12 protein-coding genes are annotated in these 17,507 nt (G+C 68.7%); 1 reads left to right on the top strand and 11 read right to left on the bottom strand.

The features are described 5' to 3' along the window. Positions 1–57 precede the first annotated feature (57 nt). The 7 genes from VGJ96_01685 to VGJ96_01715 all read right to left on the bottom strand — a co-directional run bounded on the left by VGJ96_01685 (position 58) and on the right by VGJ96_01715 (position 8,185). On the bottom strand, positions 58–669 hold the full coding sequence (locus VGJ96_01685) for a hypothetical protein (protein HEY3285812.1): 612 nt from the start codon (positions 667–669) through the stop codon (positions 58–60). After that, a complete protein-coding gene (locus VGJ96_01690; protein HEY3285813.1) occupies positions 666–1,142 on the bottom strand; it encodes a hypothetical protein in 477 nt (158 codons plus the stop codon). The genes VGJ96_01685 and VGJ96_01690 overlap by 4 nt, the downstream gene beginning before the upstream one ends. Positions 1,143–1,219: 77 nt before the next feature. After that, a complete protein-coding gene (tesB, locus tag VGJ96_01695; GenBank protein HEY3285814.1) occupies positions 1,220–2,104 on the bottom strand; it encodes an acyl-CoA thioesterase II in 885 nt (294 codons plus the stop codon). 83 nt (positions 2,105–2,187) lie between these two features. Next, complete coding sequence (locus tag VGJ96_01700) at positions 2,188–4,575, bottom strand: aldehyde dehydrogenase family protein (protein HEY3285815.1); 2,388 nt, start codon at positions 4,573–4,575, stop codon at positions 2,188–2,190. Between the two features lie 5 nt (positions 4,576–4,580). Continuing rightward, on the bottom strand, positions 4,581–5,537 hold the full coding sequence (gene deoC, locus VGJ96_01705; protein HEY3285816.1) for a deoxyribose-phosphate aldolase: 957 nt from the start codon (positions 5,535–5,537) through the stop codon (positions 4,581–4,583). Between the two features lie 34 nt (positions 5,538–5,571). Further along, positions 5,572–6,873, bottom strand: coding sequence for an asparagine--tRNA ligase (gene asnS, locus VGJ96_01710; GenBank protein HEY3285817.1), 1,302 nt, complete (start codon positions 6,871–6,873; stop codon positions 5,572–5,574). A gap of 4 nt (positions 6,874–6,877) precedes the next feature. Then, complete coding sequence (locus VGJ96_01715) at positions 6,878–8,185, bottom strand: PQQ-dependent sugar dehydrogenase (protein HEY3285818.1); 1,308 nt, start codon at positions 8,183–8,185, stop codon at positions 6,878–6,880. Positions 8,186–8,334: 149 nt separating this feature from the next. On the opposite strand from VGJ96_01715, the gene VGJ96_01720 reads away from it, so the two are divergent. After that, the gene (locus VGJ96_01720; GenBank protein ID HEY3285819.1) at positions 8,335–8,748 is read left to right on the top strand and encodes a hypothetical protein; all 414 of its coding nucleotides are present in this window, start codon (positions 8,335–8,337) and stop codon (positions 8,746–8,748) included. A gap of 60 nt (positions 8,749–8,808) precedes the next feature. Here the strand turns inward: VGJ96_01720 and VGJ96_01725 are convergent, their stop codons facing one another. From VGJ96_01725 to ftsY, 4 genes are all read right to left on the bottom strand, one after another. Further along, the gene (locus VGJ96_01725; GenBank protein HEY3285820.1) at positions 8,809–11,289 is read right to left on the bottom strand and encodes an ATP-binding protein; all 2,481 of its coding nucleotides are present in this window, start codon (positions 11,287–11,289) and stop codon (positions 8,809–8,811) included. Between the two features lie 170 nt (positions 11,290–11,459). Further along, a complete protein-coding gene (locus VGJ96_01730) occupies positions 11,460–14,045 on the bottom strand; it encodes a sodium-translocating pyrophosphatase (GenBank protein ID HEY3285821.1) in 2,586 nt (861 codons plus the stop codon). 293 nt (positions 14,046–14,338) lie between these two features. Then, a complete protein-coding gene (gene recG, locus VGJ96_01735) occupies positions 14,339–16,426 on the bottom strand; it encodes an ATP-dependent DNA helicase RecG (GenBank protein ID HEY3285822.1) in 2,088 nt (695 codons plus the stop codon). Next, positions 16,423–17,337, bottom strand: a complete 915-nt coding sequence (gene ftsY, locus VGJ96_01740) for a signal recognition particle-docking protein FtsY (protein ID HEY3285823.1) — start codon at positions 17,335–17,337, stop codon at positions 16,423–16,425. The genes recG and ftsY overlap by 4 nt, the downstream gene beginning before the upstream one ends. Positions 17,338–17,507: the final 170 nt, after the last annotated feature.

Below are 17,507 nucleotides of genomic sequence, written 5' to 3' on the forward strand. Positions count from 1 at the left end.
GGGGGGGCCCCCCCCGCCGCTCGTTCGGTGCCGGTCGTTCAGCGACCGCGCGTTGCCTCAGCGCGGCGCCGGCCGGATGCCACCGCTGATGAAGGCGATGGAGATCCCCGTGTACTGCGCGGAGAAACCATCGAGGTCGGCACCGACGGTGCGGAGTTCGACGCCAATGCGGTTGCGCTTCGAGATCGGGAGCTCGACGCCGGCGCCAAACGCCTGGCCCATGCCAGTGCTCGACTCCTCCTTGCCGGTCACCGTATCGAACTTGCCGACGCGGTTCCAGGTGAGCGAGGCGAATGCATACGGCAGGACGTACGAACGCTCACGCAGTCCGGAGAGCACGACGCCAAGGCCGGGGGAGAGGTAGGTCCATCCCGTCGTCGCGTCGGCGCTCTCGGCCCCCGCGGCGAGCGGCAGGTCGAGCCGCCAGCCGATGAAGTGCTGCGGTCCGAAGCTGCGCGAAATGACGAGCCCCATCGCGTAGCCCGTCTTGCCGACGGCCTTGAGGTCGCCGGAAGGGCTCGCGGTGCCCAGCGTGAAATAGGTGGCCGTCGGACGTCCGCCCGGCTGCGGTTGCGGCAGCACGACGGTCCCCGGCGCACCGGCTTCAGGCTTCTGCGCGGCGGCCGTCGCCGCGGCAGTGGCCAGCAGGAGCAGAACGCGGCGCATCATGATCCACTCTCCAGGCGCTGTTGCAGTTCACGGTAGACGGACGTCCATCCGGCCTCTGCCGTGTTGACGAGCGTCGCGGTGAGCGACGTGGTGCCGCGATAGCGCGACTCGATCCCCATGCGAATGCGTCCTTCGCCCGTCTTGATGCGAATGGTCATCCGCTCTTCGGTCAGGTACTGGCCGAAGCGCACGTCACTGGAGCGCCACTCCGTCTGCAGGTAGCCGCCCTCACGATCCATGATGCGGATGGCCGCGCGTTCACCGACGACGTCGATGACGGTCCGCCACACGCGATCGGCGTTCGTCGATTGAATCGGGATGTCCACCCAGTACGGCCACTCGCGCACAGCAATTTCGGCGGGGAGGGAGGCAATCGCCGCCACCCGGACCGGGGCCTTCGCCGCGCAGCCCGCCGACGCCACCAGCGCCGCGGTCAGGGCGAGCCACCGGATTGAGAACCACTTCGTCTGCATGACATGCCTCAGTTGGAGGGGGAACCGCACAACGCTAGACCTAAATGCGAAGGAGTGTCAAGACTGCCCGCGACGTGCTACGCGCCATCGGTGCGGATGCGAATGAGTCCTTCCTGCGCGACGGACGCCACCAACTCGCCGCTGCGCGTGAATATGGCGCCGCGCGTGAAGCCCCGCGCGCCGGCTGCCGCCGGGCTTTCCATGCTGTACAGCAGCCAGTCATCGGCCCGGAATGGGCGATGCAGCCAGAGCGAATGATCGAGCGAGGCGATCTGCAGGCGGCGGTCACGGTACGCCACGCCATGCGGATGCAGCGCCGTGGGGAGCAGGCCGTAATCCGACGCGTACGCCAGCACCGCCTGATGGACGATGTGCTCATCGGGGAGCCGCGACATCGCCTTGAACCAGACGTACCGCACCGGGTCGCGCGGCTCCGAGACGAACGGATCGACCGGATGCACGGTGCGGAAGTCGATCGGTCGATCCTGCGTGAGCACGGCCCGCATGGGCTCCGGGATGCGATCGGCACGCTCGCGAATGAGGTCGAGCTCCGACACGAGCGATTCGGGTGGCGGCACGTCCGGCATCGTCACCTGGTGCTCCAGTCCGGGTTCGCTGACGTGGAACGACGCCGAGAGGTGGAAGATCGCCTCGCCGTGCTGGATGGCGGTGACGCGCCGGCTGGTGAAGCTGCCGCCATCACGCGGCCGGTCCACGAAGAAGATGATGGGCGCCTTCAGGTCGCCGGCCCGCAGGAAATAGCCGTGCACCGAGTGCGCGTCGCGTCCGGCCGCCACCGTGCGCTGGGCCGCCACGAGCGCCTGCGCGAAGACCTGCCCGCCGAACACCCGCCCCGAGCCGATGTCGCGGTTGGTGCCGCGATAGATGTTCACCTCGAGCGCCTCGAGGTCGAGCAGCGCGAGCAGCTCGTCCACCACCGGATGTCGTCCCTCGTCACCCATGCGCTGTCTCCTCCCCGGTCCGCCAACTGCCATCGGCCAGCTGCCATCCGCCTTCTGCCATCACCATCACCACCGCCCAGGACTCACTCCCCGTACGGAATCCAGATGTTCTTCACCTGCACCGACTCACGCAGGTACACGCGCCCCTCACCCTCGACCACGTCGTACCAGTCCGGCGACGCGCTCGCGCACCAGGTGCGCTTCATGTTCGCCGCCGACGCATACTCCACCGTCTTCACCCCCGCGGCGCTTCCGCGATACCAGACCGCATCGACATCCTCGTGCTCGGCGAGCACCTTCACCAGCGCGTCGCGCTCCCCGGTGACGATGTTCACCACGCCGCCCGGCAGGTCCGAGGTCTCGAACACCTGGTAGAGATCGGTGGCCGCCAGCGGATGCCGCTCGCTTGGCACCGCGACGACCGTGTTGCCGGTCGCGATGAGCGGGGCGACGAGCGAGAGGAGGCCAAGCAGCGGCGCGTCCTCGGATGCTCCCACGCCAACGACGCCGATGGGCTCGTGCATCGCCAGCGCCACCCCGCGCAGTGGCACGCCATGCACCGCGCCGTCCCACTTGTCGGCCCACGCGGCGTACGTGAAGAGGCGGCGCACCGACGCGTCCACTTCGCGCCGTCCTGCGGCGGTCGTGCCGCCCGTCATCGCCGCCAGTCGTGCCGCGAACTCGGCGCGGCGCGCGTCGAGGTTCTCGCCGATGTAGTACAGAACCTGCGCGCGCAGGTGTCCCGTGCTCGCCGCCCATCCCTTGGCCGCGTGCGCCGCTTCGACCGCGTTGCGGATGTCCTTGCGATTGCCGTCGCCGACTTCGCCGAGGATGCGCCCCTTGGGCGTCGTCACGACACGGGAGTAGCCGCTGTCGGGACGCGCCTGCTTGCCGGCGATGTAGAGCTTGGCGGTGCGGTCGACCGCGCCGCCTGAAGACGGCGTGACGGAAGACGGAAGACGGGTGACGGACGAAGTCGAACGACGGGCCTCCCGTCTCCCGTCTCCCGTCTTCCGTCTGCGCATGTACTCCCACATTCCTTCGCGCCCACCCTCGCGCCCGAAGCCGCTCTCGCGATAGCCGCCGAAACCGGCCGCGGCGTCGAAGAGGTTCGTGGCGTTCACCCAGACCACGCCGGCCTTGATCTTCGGCGCGATGTCGAGCGCGAGGTTGATGTTCTCGGTCCAGACCGAGGCGGCGAGGCCGTACGGCGTGTTGTTCGCGAGCGCCACGGCCTCTTCCGGCGTGCGGAACGTCATCGCCACCAGCACCGGGCCGAAGATCTCCACCTGCGCGATGGTGCTCGACGGAAAGACGTCGGTGCAGAGCGTGGGCGGATAGAACGAGCCTGACGTTGGCACCGGCCGTGCCGGCTGCCAGACCGTTGCTCCTTCCTGCTTCCCCTGCTCCACCAGCGCGCGGATGCGCTCGAGCTGGACCGGCGCCACCACGGCGCCCATGTCGATGGTCTTGTCGAGCGGCGGTCCGAGACGAAGCTTCTCCATCCGCGCGCGCAGCTTGCCGTACAGCTTCTCGGCGATGCCCTCTTGCACGAGCAGGCGCGAGCCGGCGCAGCAGACCTGCCCCTGGTTGAACCAGATGGCATCCACGACCCCCTCGACGACGCCATCGAGATCGGCATCCTCGAAGACGACGAACGGACTCTTGCCGCCGAGTTCGAGCGAGAGCTTCTTGCCGCTCCCGGCCGTCGCCCGGCGGATGATCTTCCCCACTTCGGTGGAGCCGGTGAAGGCGATCTTGTCCACCTTGGGGTGATTCACCAGCGCGGCGCCGGTCTCGCCGTCACCGGTGATGACATTCAGCACGCCCGCCGGGAGTCCCGCCTGCCGCGCGAACTCCGCGAAGAGCAGCGCGGTGAGCGGCGTGAACTCGGCCGGCTTCAGCACGACCGTGTTTCCGGCGGCGAGCGCCGGCGCCACTTTCCACGAGAGCATCAGCAGCGGGAAGTTCCAGGGGATGATCTGCCCGACGACCCCCACGGGTCCGTAGCCGGCGAACTCGGTGTCGGCCAGTTGCGCCCACCCGGCGTGATGATAGAAGTGACGCGCCACGAGCGGCACATCCACGTCGCGCGACTCGCGAATGGGCTTGCCATTGTCGAGCGTCTCGAGCACCGCGAACAGCCGCGCATGCTTCTGCACCATGCGGGCGAGGGCGTACAGGTGCCGCGCGCGGGCGTGCGGCGTGAGCTTGCTCCAGGCCGGATAGGCCTTGCGCGCAGCCGCCACGGCGGCAGCCACGTCCTTCGCCGTCCCCTGCGTCACGCGCGCGAGGCGCGTTCCCGTCGAGGGATCAACGGTGTCGAACGTCTTCCCCGCTCTCGTCCACGAACCGCCAATGAAGTGCCCGAAGGTGCCGTCGTGCGCGGCCAGCCAGGCGCGCGCCGGTGCGTCGGCCTCGGGGGCGGGGCCGTACTCCATCGTCTGGAACAGCTCGGCTACGGTCGCCATGGTCGTCAGGGCATCGGGTGGTGGTGCGCCGCGGCATAGCGCCCGGTCACGAACATCTCGAGCTGGCGCTCGAGGTCGGTGAGCAGGCTGCTGGCGCCAAAACGGAACAGGGTGGGCTCGAGCCATTCGCGGCCGAGCTCCTCATTCATCAGCATCAGGAACTCGAGCGCCTGCTTCGCCGTGCGAATGCCGCCGGCCGGCTTGTAGCCGATCTGGAAGCCAGTGCGCTCGCGGTACTCGCGGATCTGCCGCACCATCGCCAGCGAGACGGGGAGCGTGGCGTTGACGCTCTCCTTGCCGGTGGACGTCTTGATGAAATCGGCGCCGGCCTGCATCGCCACCCAGCTCGCGCGCGCCACGTTGGTGAGCGTGGCCAGTTCGCCGGTGGCGAGGATCACCTTGAGGTGCGCCTCGCCGCAGGCTTCGCGGAAGGCGCGCACCTCGTCGTAGAGCTTCTCCCACTGGCCCGTGAGGACGAAGCCGCGCGTGATGACGACGTCGATCTCGCGCGCGCCGGCCTGCACCGAAGCGCCGATCTCCTCGACGCGCTGCTTGAACGGCGACAGCCCGGCGGGAAAGCCGGTGCTCACCGCGGCCACCGGGATGCCGCTCCCCTCGAGCGCGGCCACGGCCGTGGGCACCATCTCGTGGTACACGCACACCGCACCGACGGTGGGACGCAGCGACGCCACGCCGAGCGCTTCCTCGAGATCGGGGCGCAGCGGGTGCCGCGCCTTGGCGCAAAGCCGCTTCACGTTGCCGGGCGTGTCGTCGCCGCTCAGCGTCGTGAGGTCGATGAGCGTGATGGCGCGCAGCAGCCAGGCGGCCTGCCACTGCTTCTTCACCGTGCGGCGCGTGCCGATGGTCGCCGCGCGCCGCTCGGCCGCGCTGCGGTTCACGCGAATGGCGCGCACGCGCTCGAGGTCGAGCGGCTCGCCCGGGTTGCGCGTGATCGCGCTCACGACGCCACGCCGGCGTTTGCGCGACGATCCGGGCTCACGGCCGCACGCGATGCATCATCCGCGGGAAGGCAATGCACTCGCGGATGTGCTGCACGCCGCAGATCCAGGCGACGGTGCGCTCGAGCCCGAGGCCGAAACCCGAGTGCACGAACGTGCCGTACTTGCGCAGGTCGAGATACCAGCCGTACGCGTCCATCGGCAGCCCTTCGTGCGTGATGCGGGCCACCATCTTGTCGTAATCGTCCTCGCGCTGCGACCCGCCGATGATCTCGCCGTACCCCTCGTGCGCCAGCAGGTCGGCACAGAGCACGGTGCGCGGATCGTCCGGATTCTCCTTCATGTAGAAGGCCTTCGCCTCCTTCGGGTAGTTGCACACGAAGACGGGGCGGTCGTAGTCGGCCACCAGCAGCGCTTCGTCTTCGGCACCCAGGTCGTCGCCCCACTTGATGTCGCTCCCTTTCTTCCGGAGGATCTCCACCGCCTCGGTATACGGAATGCGCGGAAAGCCGCCGTTCACCGTCTCCAGCTTCGACGTGTCGCGTTCCAGCTCCTTCAGTTCGGCCGCGCGCCGCGTGAGGCAGCGCTGCACGAGATAGCTGACGAACTCCTCCTGCAGGTCCTGGTTCATCGCCTGGTCATACCACGCCATCTCGGGTTCGATCATCCAGAACTCGGTGAGGTGGCGGCGCGTCTTGCTCTTCTCGGCGCGGAACGTGGGGCCGAAGGTGTAGATGCGTCCAAAGGCGGCGGCCGCCGCCTCGCCGTACAGCTGGCCCGTCTGCGCCAGGTAGGCCGTCCCTTCGTCGAAGTACTCCGTCTCGAACAGGCCGGCGCGCTCGCCGATGGCGGCCGTGAGAATCGGCGTGTCGACGCGCAGGAAGCCGCGTTCGTAGAAGAAGTCGTGGATCCCCTGCTCCACCTCGTGCCGCACTCGCGCAATGGCCGCCTGGCGCGGCGACCGCAGCCAGAGGTGCCGGTTGTCGAGCAGGAAGTCGATGCCGTGCTCCTTGGGCTGGATGGGATAGTCGAGCGGCGAAGCGCCGACAATGCCGAGCGCCGTCACGCCGAGCTCGAATCCGCCCGGTGCGCGATCGTCGGCGCGCACTTCGCCCGTCACGGCCACGCTCGTCTCGAGCGTCAGTTCGGCGAAGCGCGCCCAATCGTTCTCGGGCATCTGCTTCTTCACGAGGACGCACTGCAGGACGCCGCTCCCGTCGCGCATCACGATGAAGGCGACCTTGCCGCTCGACCGCAGGTGGCTCACCCACCCGCGCACGGTCACGGCCTGGCCGGTGTACTTCGCAAGTTCTCCGATGCGGGCAAACGTCTGGCTCACGCGATTACTTCCCCTGGTAACGGATTCGGTAGACGGTCCCACTGAGATCGTCGGTAATGTAGATCGATCCGTCGGGCGCCTGCGCGATGCCCGTCGGCCGGTGATTGCGGGCGCCCGCCGGCGGCGGTCCCGCGGTGCGGTTGCCCTTGAACGCCTCGGAGGCAAAACCGTCGGCGAAGGTGCGCGCCGCGCCGGCCGCCCGCCCGCGGGCCAGCGGCACGAACGAGACGCGGAAGCCGTCCTGCACCAGCGGCGCGCGGTTCCACGATCCGTGGAAGACGACGAACGCGCCGTGGCGATACTCCGACGGGAACGACTTGCCCGTGTAGAAGAGCAGCGCATTCGGGGCCCAGTGGCCCGGGAAGGCGTAGACCGGCCCCTTCTTCGCCGCGCAACGGCCCACCTGCTTGCCGTCCCCGCCGTACTCTGGCGCGAGCACCAGCTTCTTGAGCTCCGTGGAGTAGTAGCAATAAGGCCAGCCGAAATCGTCGCCCAGCCGGAGTTGCAGCAGCTCCTCGCCGGGATTTTCGGCGTTGTAGTCGTCGCTGAAGCCCCAGTTCATCGCCAGCTGATCGCGTCCGTGCATCATCGTCCAGAGTTCGTCCGCCGGCTCGTTCCACGCGAGGCCGACGGCGTTGCGGATGCCCGTCGCGAAGCGACGGCCGCTCGCCAGCGTCTGCCGCGGACGGTTGGCATCGAACGTCCAGATGCCGGCGCGCGTCTCGAGCTCGACGCAGGGATCCACGCCCTTGGAATTCGGCTGCCGGTCGCGCTCCTGGCACGAGTTGGTGCGCGATCCGACGTTGAGGTACAGCACGCTGCCGTGCACCACGAAGTTGTAGGCGTTGTGGCCGCCGGTCGGGAGGTCCACGAGAATCGTGTCCGCCGTCCCCAGCATCGTGTCGCCCACCGCGTAGCGGTATCGCACGACATTGTTGCGGTCCGTCGCCCACAGGAATCCGCCACCAAGGGCGATGCCGGTGCCGCCACTTCCGCCAAGCCGGCGCACCAGGTCGGCGCGCCCGTCACCATCGGTGTCGCGCAGCAGGATCACGCCCCCACCGGGTCCGGTGCCAGTTCCGCTCTCGGCGCCGCCACGCGCCGGATTGGCGTTGATGAGCACGTCGCCGTTGGCGGCCACCACCACGTGGCGCGGCGCACCGAGACGATCCGCGACGACCTGCGCGCAGAATCCGGCCGGCACGGTCAGGCCCGCGTCGCACGCAAGCTTGGTCGACTGCGCCGACAGCAGCGCAGGCGCCGCCGTGAGGGCGGCGATGCACAGGAATCGCGGGGCAAAGGAGAGGCGCATGGCGGACTCGGGGCTGATCAGGGAGGCGAAATCCGGGGGACAACCTCGTCACGGACCGGACCCATCGGCCCTTGCCCGCAGACGCAATCAATATAGTATGAGCGGCGCGGCACCGAGATCTTCAATTACCGGCCGGAGTAACCTCAATGATGTCTTCCGCACGAATCGGCACCCTCGCCGTCGCCGCTCTCGCCGTGGCCGCGATGACCGGCACTGCAGCCGCCCGGCGCACCGCGCCGCCACAGGACAAGCTTTCCATTGGCGTCGAGGCCGAGCAGCTGGGGCGGAACCGCGTGAAGATCACGATCACGGGGAAGAAGTTCACCCCCGAGGGCCCGGTGTTCATCACGACGACCTCGCTGCCCGGCACGGCCACCGAGCTCGACCTCGGGCGGATTCTTGCCGACAAGGACGGCAAGATCGCGTTCAAGAAGGACGATCTCGAGTGCTCCACGCCGGTCCAGGAGGACGCCGCCCGCCCGGTCTTCGTGACGATCACCGACTCGACGACCAACCGGAAGGCGCGCCAGCGCGTGGAAGGGACGGCCTGGCTCTGCCGGTAGCGGCGCGCGCGTTCCGCGCGCTCCCAGCGCACGCCCCGCACGCCCCGCACGCCCCGCGCCTCACGGCGTGGCGATGGCAGTCCTTGCGGCCGCGAGCAGTTCGGCGGGACGAAACGGCTTCGCGACGAACGGGACGTTCGCCAGCACGGCTGGCGCCGCCGAGGAGCGTGCGTAGCCGGACATCAGAAGCACCCGCAAGGCCGGACGCTCCGAGAGCAGCACGGCCGCCAGTTCCATTCCACCCATGCGCGGCATGACGACGTCGGCGACGAGCAGGTCGATGCTGCCGACGAACGCCCGTGACACCCGCAGCGCATCTTCTCCGTCCGATGCGCAGAGCACGCGATAGCCGTCTCCCTTCAAAATGCGCTCGGCGACCTGCCGCAGCGCGACATCATCCTCGACGAGCAGCACGGTGCGACCGACCGCACGCGGCGCCCCGGCGAGCGCCTGCGCCAGCGTCTGCGGCGCGGGGGGAGCCGCCGCGAGCGGAAGGTAGACCTCGATGGTGGTTCCCTTCCCGGACTCGGACGACACGCGCAGCGTCCCCGCGAGCCGCATGACGATCCCGTAGACCGTCGAGAGGCCGAGTCCGGTTCCTTCGCCAACCGGCTTGGTCGTGAAGAAGGGATCGAAGATCTGGGCGCGAATCGACGGGTCGATGCCGCACCCGGTGTCGCTGATGGAGAGCACGGCGAAGCGCTCGCCGTGCAGCGATTCCTCGGGGAGCGGCGGTCCGCTGGGCCGGCCGGCGCAACGGAGGCCGATGCGCAGGACGCCACCCTCGGGCATCGCATCGCGCGCGTTGACCGCCAGGTTCATGACCACTTGCGTGATCTGCCCCTGGTCGGCGAAGAGCGGCACCGCTTCCTTGGGCAGCGCCGTCTCCACCCGAATCCGTTCGCCGACGAGGCGCCGCAACATCGTCCCCATGCTGCGCACCAGTTCGGCGGCGTCGAGATGCTGCGCCTGCACGATCTGGCGCCGGCTGAACGTGAGCAGCTGCGACGTGAGCAGCGCGGCGCGCCCGCCCGCCGAGAGCAGCTCGTCGATCTCCTCCTCGAGCGCCTCCGGCGGCGCGCCCTCCGCCAGCCGCATGCGCGCGAGCTGCCCGGCGCCGACGATCACGGTGAGCAGGTTGTTGAAGTCGTGCGCGACCCCGCCGGCGAGCGCGCCCAGCGCCTGCATCTTCTGGGAGTGCAGGAACTGCTCCTCCAGCTGCTTGCGCGACGTGATATCGGTGACCGTCCCGACGATGCGATGCACCACACCGTGGTCACCCGCCTGCGAGAGCCACGTCAGGCCAATCCAGCGAGAGACCTGATCGGCGCCGATCGTGCGAACTTCCAGCGCCCCCTTGCCCGCCGCGCGGCACGCCTCGGCGTAGGCGGCGGTCACCATCGCCCGATCGCGGGGATCGATGAACTGCGACGCCTGGCCAACGCTGGCCGTGGGCTGGTCCGCCTCGCGCAGGCCGATGACGGACGGGCCGTCGTGCAGCCACTCCATGCGACCACTCGGCAGGTCCACCGTGAATGTCGTGGTGCGCGAGGCGGAGAGCGCCAGCCGCAGGCGCTCCTCGCTCGCGGCGAGCGCCCGTTCCGCCTCGTTCTGCCGGGCGATCGTCTCGCGGTGCTCCTCCACCAGGTCACGCAGGCTGGCCGTGCGCGCTTCCACGGCGCGCGACAGCCGCTCCTCGCGCCCCGCCACCAGGAAGACGAGCGCCGTCACCAGCAGCGTGATGAAGGTGATGGCGAGCCGCAGCGGCAGCACGTGCAGTCCTTCGGTCGCGGCCCAGCCCGCGGCGGGGCCACCGCGCAGCTCCCACCTGCCGTCCCGCACGTTCACGACGAGCCGCTCGGGGTTCTGCGGCACCGGGGCGCCCGTCGTCGAGACGAGCCGGCCGCCGCGATCGTAGAGCGCGAGCGCGATGGTAGACGGCACGTCGGTGAGACCCGCTTCCGCGAGCAGCGCCCGCGTATCCACGACCAGCGCCACCTGATCCCCGCCGCCGCTCAGGAAAGGGGCGCGCACGCGTTGCCGGATGATCAGCCCGCTCTGTCCCTGCTTCAGCGGCAGCGGACCGCTGAGCACGATGCTGTCGGTGGCGGCGGCGCGCAGGAAATCCCGCACCACTTCCTGACGCGGGTCGTTGCGCAGGTCGAGGTGGAGCGCCGCCTCGTTGCCCGCCGCCGGGTAGATCAGTTCGATGCGATCGCCGCGCACGAGTTCGATGGCCCGCAAGGTGCTCCCGGCGACGACGAGACCCGCGCCAAAGGAATCGAACTCGTGGGCCAGCGTCGCGAAGTCCCGCCGCGACTGCACGAAGGCGCGGATGCCGCTGACCTGGGCCACGCGCCGTTCAATCGCGGCCGCCACGTTGTCGGCGTAGGGACGGAGGGCCGCCCGGGCGAGATCCCGCTCCTCCGCCTGCCGCACCCGTACGTTCGTCTGGTCGACGATCGCGCCAAGCGCGGCCGTGACCGCGAACGCGATCGCAACCAGACTCCAGGCGCTTCCCCTATTGCGCAGCCAGCGCACATCCGGCTCCAGGACAGGTCTTCGAACCAGCGTCGGTTCGACGCAGGCGGCGCGCCCCGTGGACAATCCGGGCCGCCCCGATGGCATCAAGCTTACCGCGCGACGGGCCGAAACGAGAAGGCCCGCCAAACGCCTGGCGGGCCTTCTCCATTACAAGGTGCTCGACTGCGTCAGTTCGACGACTGCCCGATGCGCATGCCGTAGAACGACTTGCGCACGAAGAACGCGGAAATCAGGAAGAAGACGACGGCCAGGCCGGTCGTGAGCCCGTTGCCGCGCTCGGCGCTCATGCTCACCGCGAGCTCCACGGCCAGCAGGCCGAAGAGCGTGGTGAACTTGATGACCGGGTTGAGCGCCACCGACGACGTGTCCTTGAACGGATCGCCCACGGTGTCGCCGACGACCGTCGCGTCGTGCAGCGGCGTGCCCTTGGCCTTCATGGTCGTCTCGACGACCTTCTTGGCATTGTCCCACGCGCCGCCCGCATTGGCCATGAAGATGGCCTGGTACAGGCCGAAGATCGCGATCGACATCAGGTAGCCGATGAAGAAGAACGGCTCGATGAACGCGAAGGCGAGCGTAGCGAAGAAGACCGTGAGGAAGATGTTGAACATGCCCTTCTGCGCGTACTCCGTGCAGATGCGCACGACGGTCTTGCTGTCCTCGACCGACGCCTTCTCGGCCCCCTCGAGCTTGATGTTCTTCTTGATGAACTCGACGGCGCGGTGCGCGCCCGTGGTCACGGCCTGCATGGAGGCGCCGGTGAACCAGTAGATCATGGCGCCGCCGGTGATCAGGCCGAGCACGAAGGGCGCGTGCAGCAGCGACAGCTTGTCCGTGTTGACCGTCAGGCCGCTCGTGAGTCCCATCATGATCGAGAAGATCATGGTGGTGGCGCCCACCACCGCCGTGCCGATGAGCACCGGCTTGGCCGTCGCCTTGAAGGTGTTGCCCGCGCCGTCGTTCTCCTCGAGCAGGTGCTTGGCGCGCGCGAAGTTCACGTCGAAGCCATAGTCCTGCTTGACTTCCGCCTCGATGTGCGGGACCGCCTCGATGAGCGAGAGCTCGTAGACCGACTGCGCGTTGTCCGTCACCGGGCCGTACGAGTCGACGGCGATGGTCACGGGCCCCATGCCGAGGAAGCCGAACGCCACGAGGCCGAACGCGAAGACCGCGGGAGCGAGCATGAGCGGCTGGCCGTTAAGGACCTGGCCGAGGCCCAGGCCGCTGACCCAGAACGCCGTGCTCATCAGGGCGACGATGCTGATGCCGAGCCAGTACGCCGAGAAGTTGCCGGCCACGAGGCCCGACAGGATGTTGAGCGACGCGCCGCCCTCATCGGACGACGTGACGACCTCGCGGACGTGCTTGGAATCGACCGAGGTGAAGACCTTGACGAGTTCCGGGATGACGGCGCCGGCGAGCGTGCCGCACGAGATGATGGCCGCGAGCTGCCACCAGAGGTTCGTGTTGCCGCCGAGATCCGGGATCATGACCTTCGAGACGACGAAGGTCAGCGCGATCGACACGATCGAGGTCAGCCAGACGAGCGTGGTGAGCGGGTGCTCGAAGTTCATCTCGTCCGAGTTGCCGTACTTGCCCTTCGCCCAGAAGTCGTTAAGGAAGAACGAGCCCGCGCTCGAGACGAGCATCATGATGCGCATCACGAAGATCCAGACGAGCAGCTGCACCTGCACCACCGGGTCGTGCACGGCGAGCAGGATGAACGTGATCAGCGCGACGCCGGTCACGCCGTAGGTCTCGAAGCCGTCGGCGCTCGGGCCCACCGAGTCGCCGGCGTTGTCGCCCACGCAGTCGGCGATCACGCCGGGGTTGCGGGCGTCGTCTTCCTTGATCTTGAAGACGATCTTCATCAGGTCGGAGCCGATGTCGGCGATCTTGGTGAAGATGCCGCCGGCGATACGCAGCGCCGCGGCGCCGAGCGACTCACCGATGGCGAAGCCGATGAAGCACGGGCCCGAGTACTCGCGCGGAATGAACAGCAGGATGCAGAGCATGATCAGCAGCTCGACGCTGATGAGCAGCATGCCGATGCTCATGCCGGCGCGGAGCGGGATCGAATGCAGCGGGTACGGCTTGCCCTTGAGGGCGGCGAAGGCCGTGCGCGAGTTCGCGAAAGTGTTGACGCGGATGCCGAACCAGGCCACGCCGTAGCTGCCGGCGATGCCGACGAGGCTGAAGGCGAGGATGATGGCGACCTTGAACGCCTCGAACTTCAGCAGGACGCCGAAGTAGAGGATGATCACGACGGCGATGAACGCCTCGAGGATCATGATGAACTTGCCCTGCGTGACGAGGTACGTCTTGCAGGTCTCGTAGATCAGTTCCGAGATCTCCTTCATCGAGCGGTGCACCGGCATGTTCTTCAGCTGCGTGTAGATCATCAGGCCGAAGAGGAGGCCGGCGGCGCAGAAGAGGAGGCCAAGGGCGAGCAGCGAGTAGCCGTTCAGACCGCCGACGAAGGTGACGCTCTTCATGTCGGGGAGGACGAGGTTGGCCTCGCCGCCGGGCTTGTGCTCCACGACCGGAGCGGCCGGCACCTGGGCGTCGGCCGCGGGAGCGGCGATCGGCGCGGTGGTCGGCCCCGCGGTCGGCGCGCCCTGCGGCTCCGCCGCGGGGGCCTGCGCCGACAGCGGCAGGGCAAGCATGAAGACGGCGGCAAAGGCCGCCAGCGCGCGGAATCGACGGGCGGGCAACACACGCGCCATCAGGTCCGTAGCGAGCCAGCTACGCATCATGGTCCTCCAGGGACGGTTCAGAGTGCGGGTGGGGATTGGCGAGGGGACCGGAGTCCCCGCAAGTGCCGGATGGAGAAGCATTTCCGGCACAGCAAAGAAACATAAGGGATACCAAGGCTTTGGCGGAAGCTGGACGACGGAAGATTGACGGAACGGGGAGGGGGTAGAGGCCTGGCGAGGAGCGAGGGGGTGCGGAACGAGGAGGGAGGTCTCCTGCGCGCCCAGGATCTCCCTCCTCGTTCCATGACTCTTCGCTCCTCGCTTGGCCTCTACCCCCTCCCCGTTCCGTCTCAACCCACCCGAAACAGCTCCATCGCCCTCCCGTACCTCGCCGTCAGCGTCCGCTGCAACGCACGGTTCGCCGGCGCCTGCAACGCGGGGTCCGCGGCCAGCAGCCGCTCCGCCGCGGCGCGCGCCATCTCGCTCAGTTCTTCGTCCCGCACCGGGTCCGCAATCTTGAAGGCCGGCAGGCCGCTCTGCTGCTTGCCGAAGAGATCGCCCATCCCGCGCAAGCGCAGGTCGGCGCGCGCAATCGCGAAGCCGTCCTCCGTCTCGATGACGTGGCGCAGCCGTTCGCGCGACTCCGGCCCCACGTCCCCCAGCAGGATGCAGAACGACTCCTCGGCCCCCCGCCCTACCCGGCCGCGGAGCTGGTGGAGCTGCGACAACCCGAAGCGCTCCGGGTGCTCGATGACCATCACCGTCGCATTCGGCACGTCGATGCCGACCTCGATGACCGTCGTGCTCACCAGCAGGTCGATGCCGCCATCGCGGAACGAACGCATGATTGCGTCCTTCTCGTCGCTCGACAGCCGGCCGTGCAGGAGCGCGACGCGCCGGTGCTTGAAGGGACCGGCGACCAGCGCCTCGAAGGCCGTCGTCGCCGCCTTCAGCGCGATCTTGTCGGACTCTTCAATGATCGGGTAGACGAGATACGCCTGGCGGCCGGCCGCGATCTGCACCTCGACAAACTCCATCACGCGGTCGCGCCCCGTCTCGGCGCGCAGCGCCGTCGTGATGGGCTGTCGTCCCGGGGGGCGTTCGTCGAGCACACTCACGTCGAGGTCGCCGTACAGCGTCAGCGCCAGCGAGCGCGGGATCGGCGTGGCCGACATCAGCAGGATGTCGGGCGCCCGCCCCTTTTCGCCAAGCGTGGCGCGCTGTTCCACGCCAAAGCGATGCTGCTCGTCGATGACGGCGAGCCCGAGGTTGGCAAAGCGCGTCCCCTCCTGCACGAGCGCGTGCGTGCCGACCACGAGCACCGGGCCGGCCTCGGCGAGCCGGGCGGCGGCCGCCTTGCGCGCCTTGGCGCTCATCGACCCCACCACGAGCACCGGCTCCACGCCGAGCGGTGCGAGGAGCGTGCTGAAGGTGCGGAAGTGCTGTTCGGCCAGCAGTTCGGTGGGCGCCATCACCGCCGCCTGGTAACCGTTCTCCATCGCGAGGCAGCAGGCGAACAGCGCCACAATCGTCTTGCCGCTCCCGACGTCGCCCTGGAGGAGCCGGTGCATGCGCAGCGGGCTCGTCATGTCGGTGACGATCTCGCGCGTGGCGCGCACCTGCGCCCCGGTGAGCTCCCACGGGAGCGACGCTTTCAGCCGGCTCGTGAGGTCGCGCCTGTTCTCGAACGCGATGCCCTGCCGCGCCTGACGGGCGATGGCGTTGGCCCGGCGCTGCAACAATTGCACGCACAGAAGTTCGTCGTACGCCAACCGGTCGCGTCCGCTGATCGCCTCGGCCACGCTCGATGGCCGATGCACGCGTCGCAGCGCCTCCTGGATCCCAGGCAGCCCCGTCTGGCGCAGCAGGTCGCCAGGGAGGAATTCCTCGCAGGCCGGGATGAGCGCATCGAGATGCTTCTCGATGATGACGCGGATCTGCTTGAACGAGAGTCCCTCGGTGGCGGGATAGACCGCCAGTACGCGTCCTTCGGCGGTCCCGGTGTCGTCGGCGCCGAGGTTCACCCACTCGCGCGGCATCAGCTGGCGCCCGTGATAGAAGCGCACGGTGCCGCTGAGGAGGAGCACGTCGCCCTTGTTGATCGAGCGATCGAGGAACGGCTGACCCGGCCAGGAGACTTCGATGAGGCCGCTCGGATCCTGCACGACCGCCTGGAAGATCCGCAGCCCCTTTCGCGTGGGGAGGATCCCCTTGCTGATCACGCTCCCAATGACAGTGGCGTCTTCGCCGATGCGGAGCGTGCTGATGCGACGCACGGTGGACGCGTCCTCGTACCGATGCGGAATATGGAACAGCAGGTCGCGCGCATTGAGCACGCCCAGCCGGCGGAAGGCCTCGGCACGCCGCTCCCCCACTCCCTTGAGGAAGGTGATCGGGGTGTCGAGCACCCGGGTGGGCGGGCGGTTGGCGGGCGTCACCCCTCCACGAGGTCGTGCGCGAAGGTGGCGGCGTCGAAGTCCGCGAGGTCCCCCGCCTGCTCGCCGACACCGACGAACTTGACCGGAACGTTGATGGCCTCGTGCACCGCGACCACGACGCCGCCGCGCGCCGTGCCGTCGAGCTTGGTGACCACGAGGCCGGTGAGCGGCACCGCCTCGGCGAAGCTCTTGGCTTGCACCACCGCGTTCTGGCCGATGGTGCCGTCGAGCACGAGCAGCGACTCGTGCGGCGCGCCTGGGAGGCGCTTGGCGATCACGCGCGCCACCTTGCGCAGTTCCTCCATCAGCCCTGCGCTCGTGTGCAGGCGCCCGGCGGTATCGATGATCACGACGTCCACGCCGCGCATCACCGCCGCGTCGATGGCCGTGAAGGCGACCGCGGCCGGGTCACCGCCCGACTGCGCGCCGATGAAATCGCTTTCGCTGCGCTCGGCCCAGACCCGCAGCTGGTCGATGGCGCCGGCACGGAACGTATCACCCGCCGCGACCATCACGCGCTTTCCCTGGCCCCGCAGGCGCGTTGCCAGCTTGCCGATGAACGTCGTCTTGCCGGCGCCATTGACGCCGAGGACGAGGACGACCGCCGGCGTGCTGTCGGGGAGGACGAAGGCCGGATCGCCATTGCCGGCGGTGAGCGCGGCGACGATCCCCACCTCGAGCGCCGCAAGAAACTCCGCCTCGGTCTTGATGGCGCCGCGCTTTGCCTGGCGTTCCACTTCCGCGACCAGCCGCATCGTCACCGGCACGCCGAAGTCGGCCTCGAGAAGGAGCGTCTCGAGCTGCTCGATGGAGCCCGCGTTCACTCCCCCGCGCGCGAGGACGCCCACATCGAGCAGGGCGACGTCCTTGAGGCGCTGCCACAGGCTGCGCGTGGGCTTGAAGAGCGGCATTGGGGTTGATTGAGGATATGGAATGCGGATTCCGATTCAGGATCGCGAAGGCGGAATACGATTCACGATAAAGGTACGCGCGGCGGGCGGCGCGACAAACCACCGGCGCGCGCGATCACGCGACGTGGCGTGTGGGGCGCGGCGCGACGGCGCGACGGGCGCCCCGGGGC

Source organism: Gemmatimonadaceae bacterium (assembly GCA_036504815.1).
In the GTDB taxonomy this organism is placed as follows: domain Bacteria; phylum Gemmatimonadota; class Gemmatimonadetes; order Gemmatimonadales; family Gemmatimonadaceae; genus PNKL01.

What these genes read in the sequence shown, in the direction of transcription:
- VGJ96_01700 (HEY3285815.1), bottom strand. Translation starts at nt 4,575, where the DNA reads ATGGCGACCGTAGCCGAGCTGTTCCAGACGATGGAGTACGGCCCCGCC.
- VGJ96_01715 (HEY3285818.1), bottom strand. Translation starts at nt 8,185, where the DNA reads ATGCGCCTCTCCTTTGCCCCGCGATTCCTGTGCATCGCCGCCCTCACG.
- VGJ96_01720 (HEY3285819.1), top strand. Translation starts at nt 8,335, where the DNA reads ATGTCTTCCGCACGAATCGGCACCCTCGCCGTCGCCGCTCTCGCCGTG.
- VGJ96_01690 (HEY3285813.1), bottom strand. Translation starts at nt 1,142, where the DNA reads ATGCAGACGAAGTGGTTCTCAATCCGGTGGCTCGCCCTGACCGCGGCG.
- VGJ96_01685 (HEY3285812.1), bottom strand. Translation starts at nt 669, where the DNA reads ATGATGCGCCGCGTTCTGCTCCTGCTGGCCACTGCCGCGGCGACGGCC.
- tesB (HEY3285814.1), bottom strand. Translation starts at nt 2,104, where the DNA reads ATGGGTGACGAGGGACGACATCCGGTGGTGGACGAGCTGCTCGCGCTG.
- ftsY (HEY3285823.1), bottom strand. Translation starts at nt 17,337, where the DNA reads ATGCCGCTCTTCAAGCCCACGCGCAGCCTGTGGCAGCGCCTCAAGGAC.
- VGJ96_01730 (HEY3285821.1), bottom strand. Translation starts at nt 14,045, where the DNA reads ATGCGTAGCTGGCTCGCTACGGACCTGATGGCGCGTGTGTTGCCCGCC.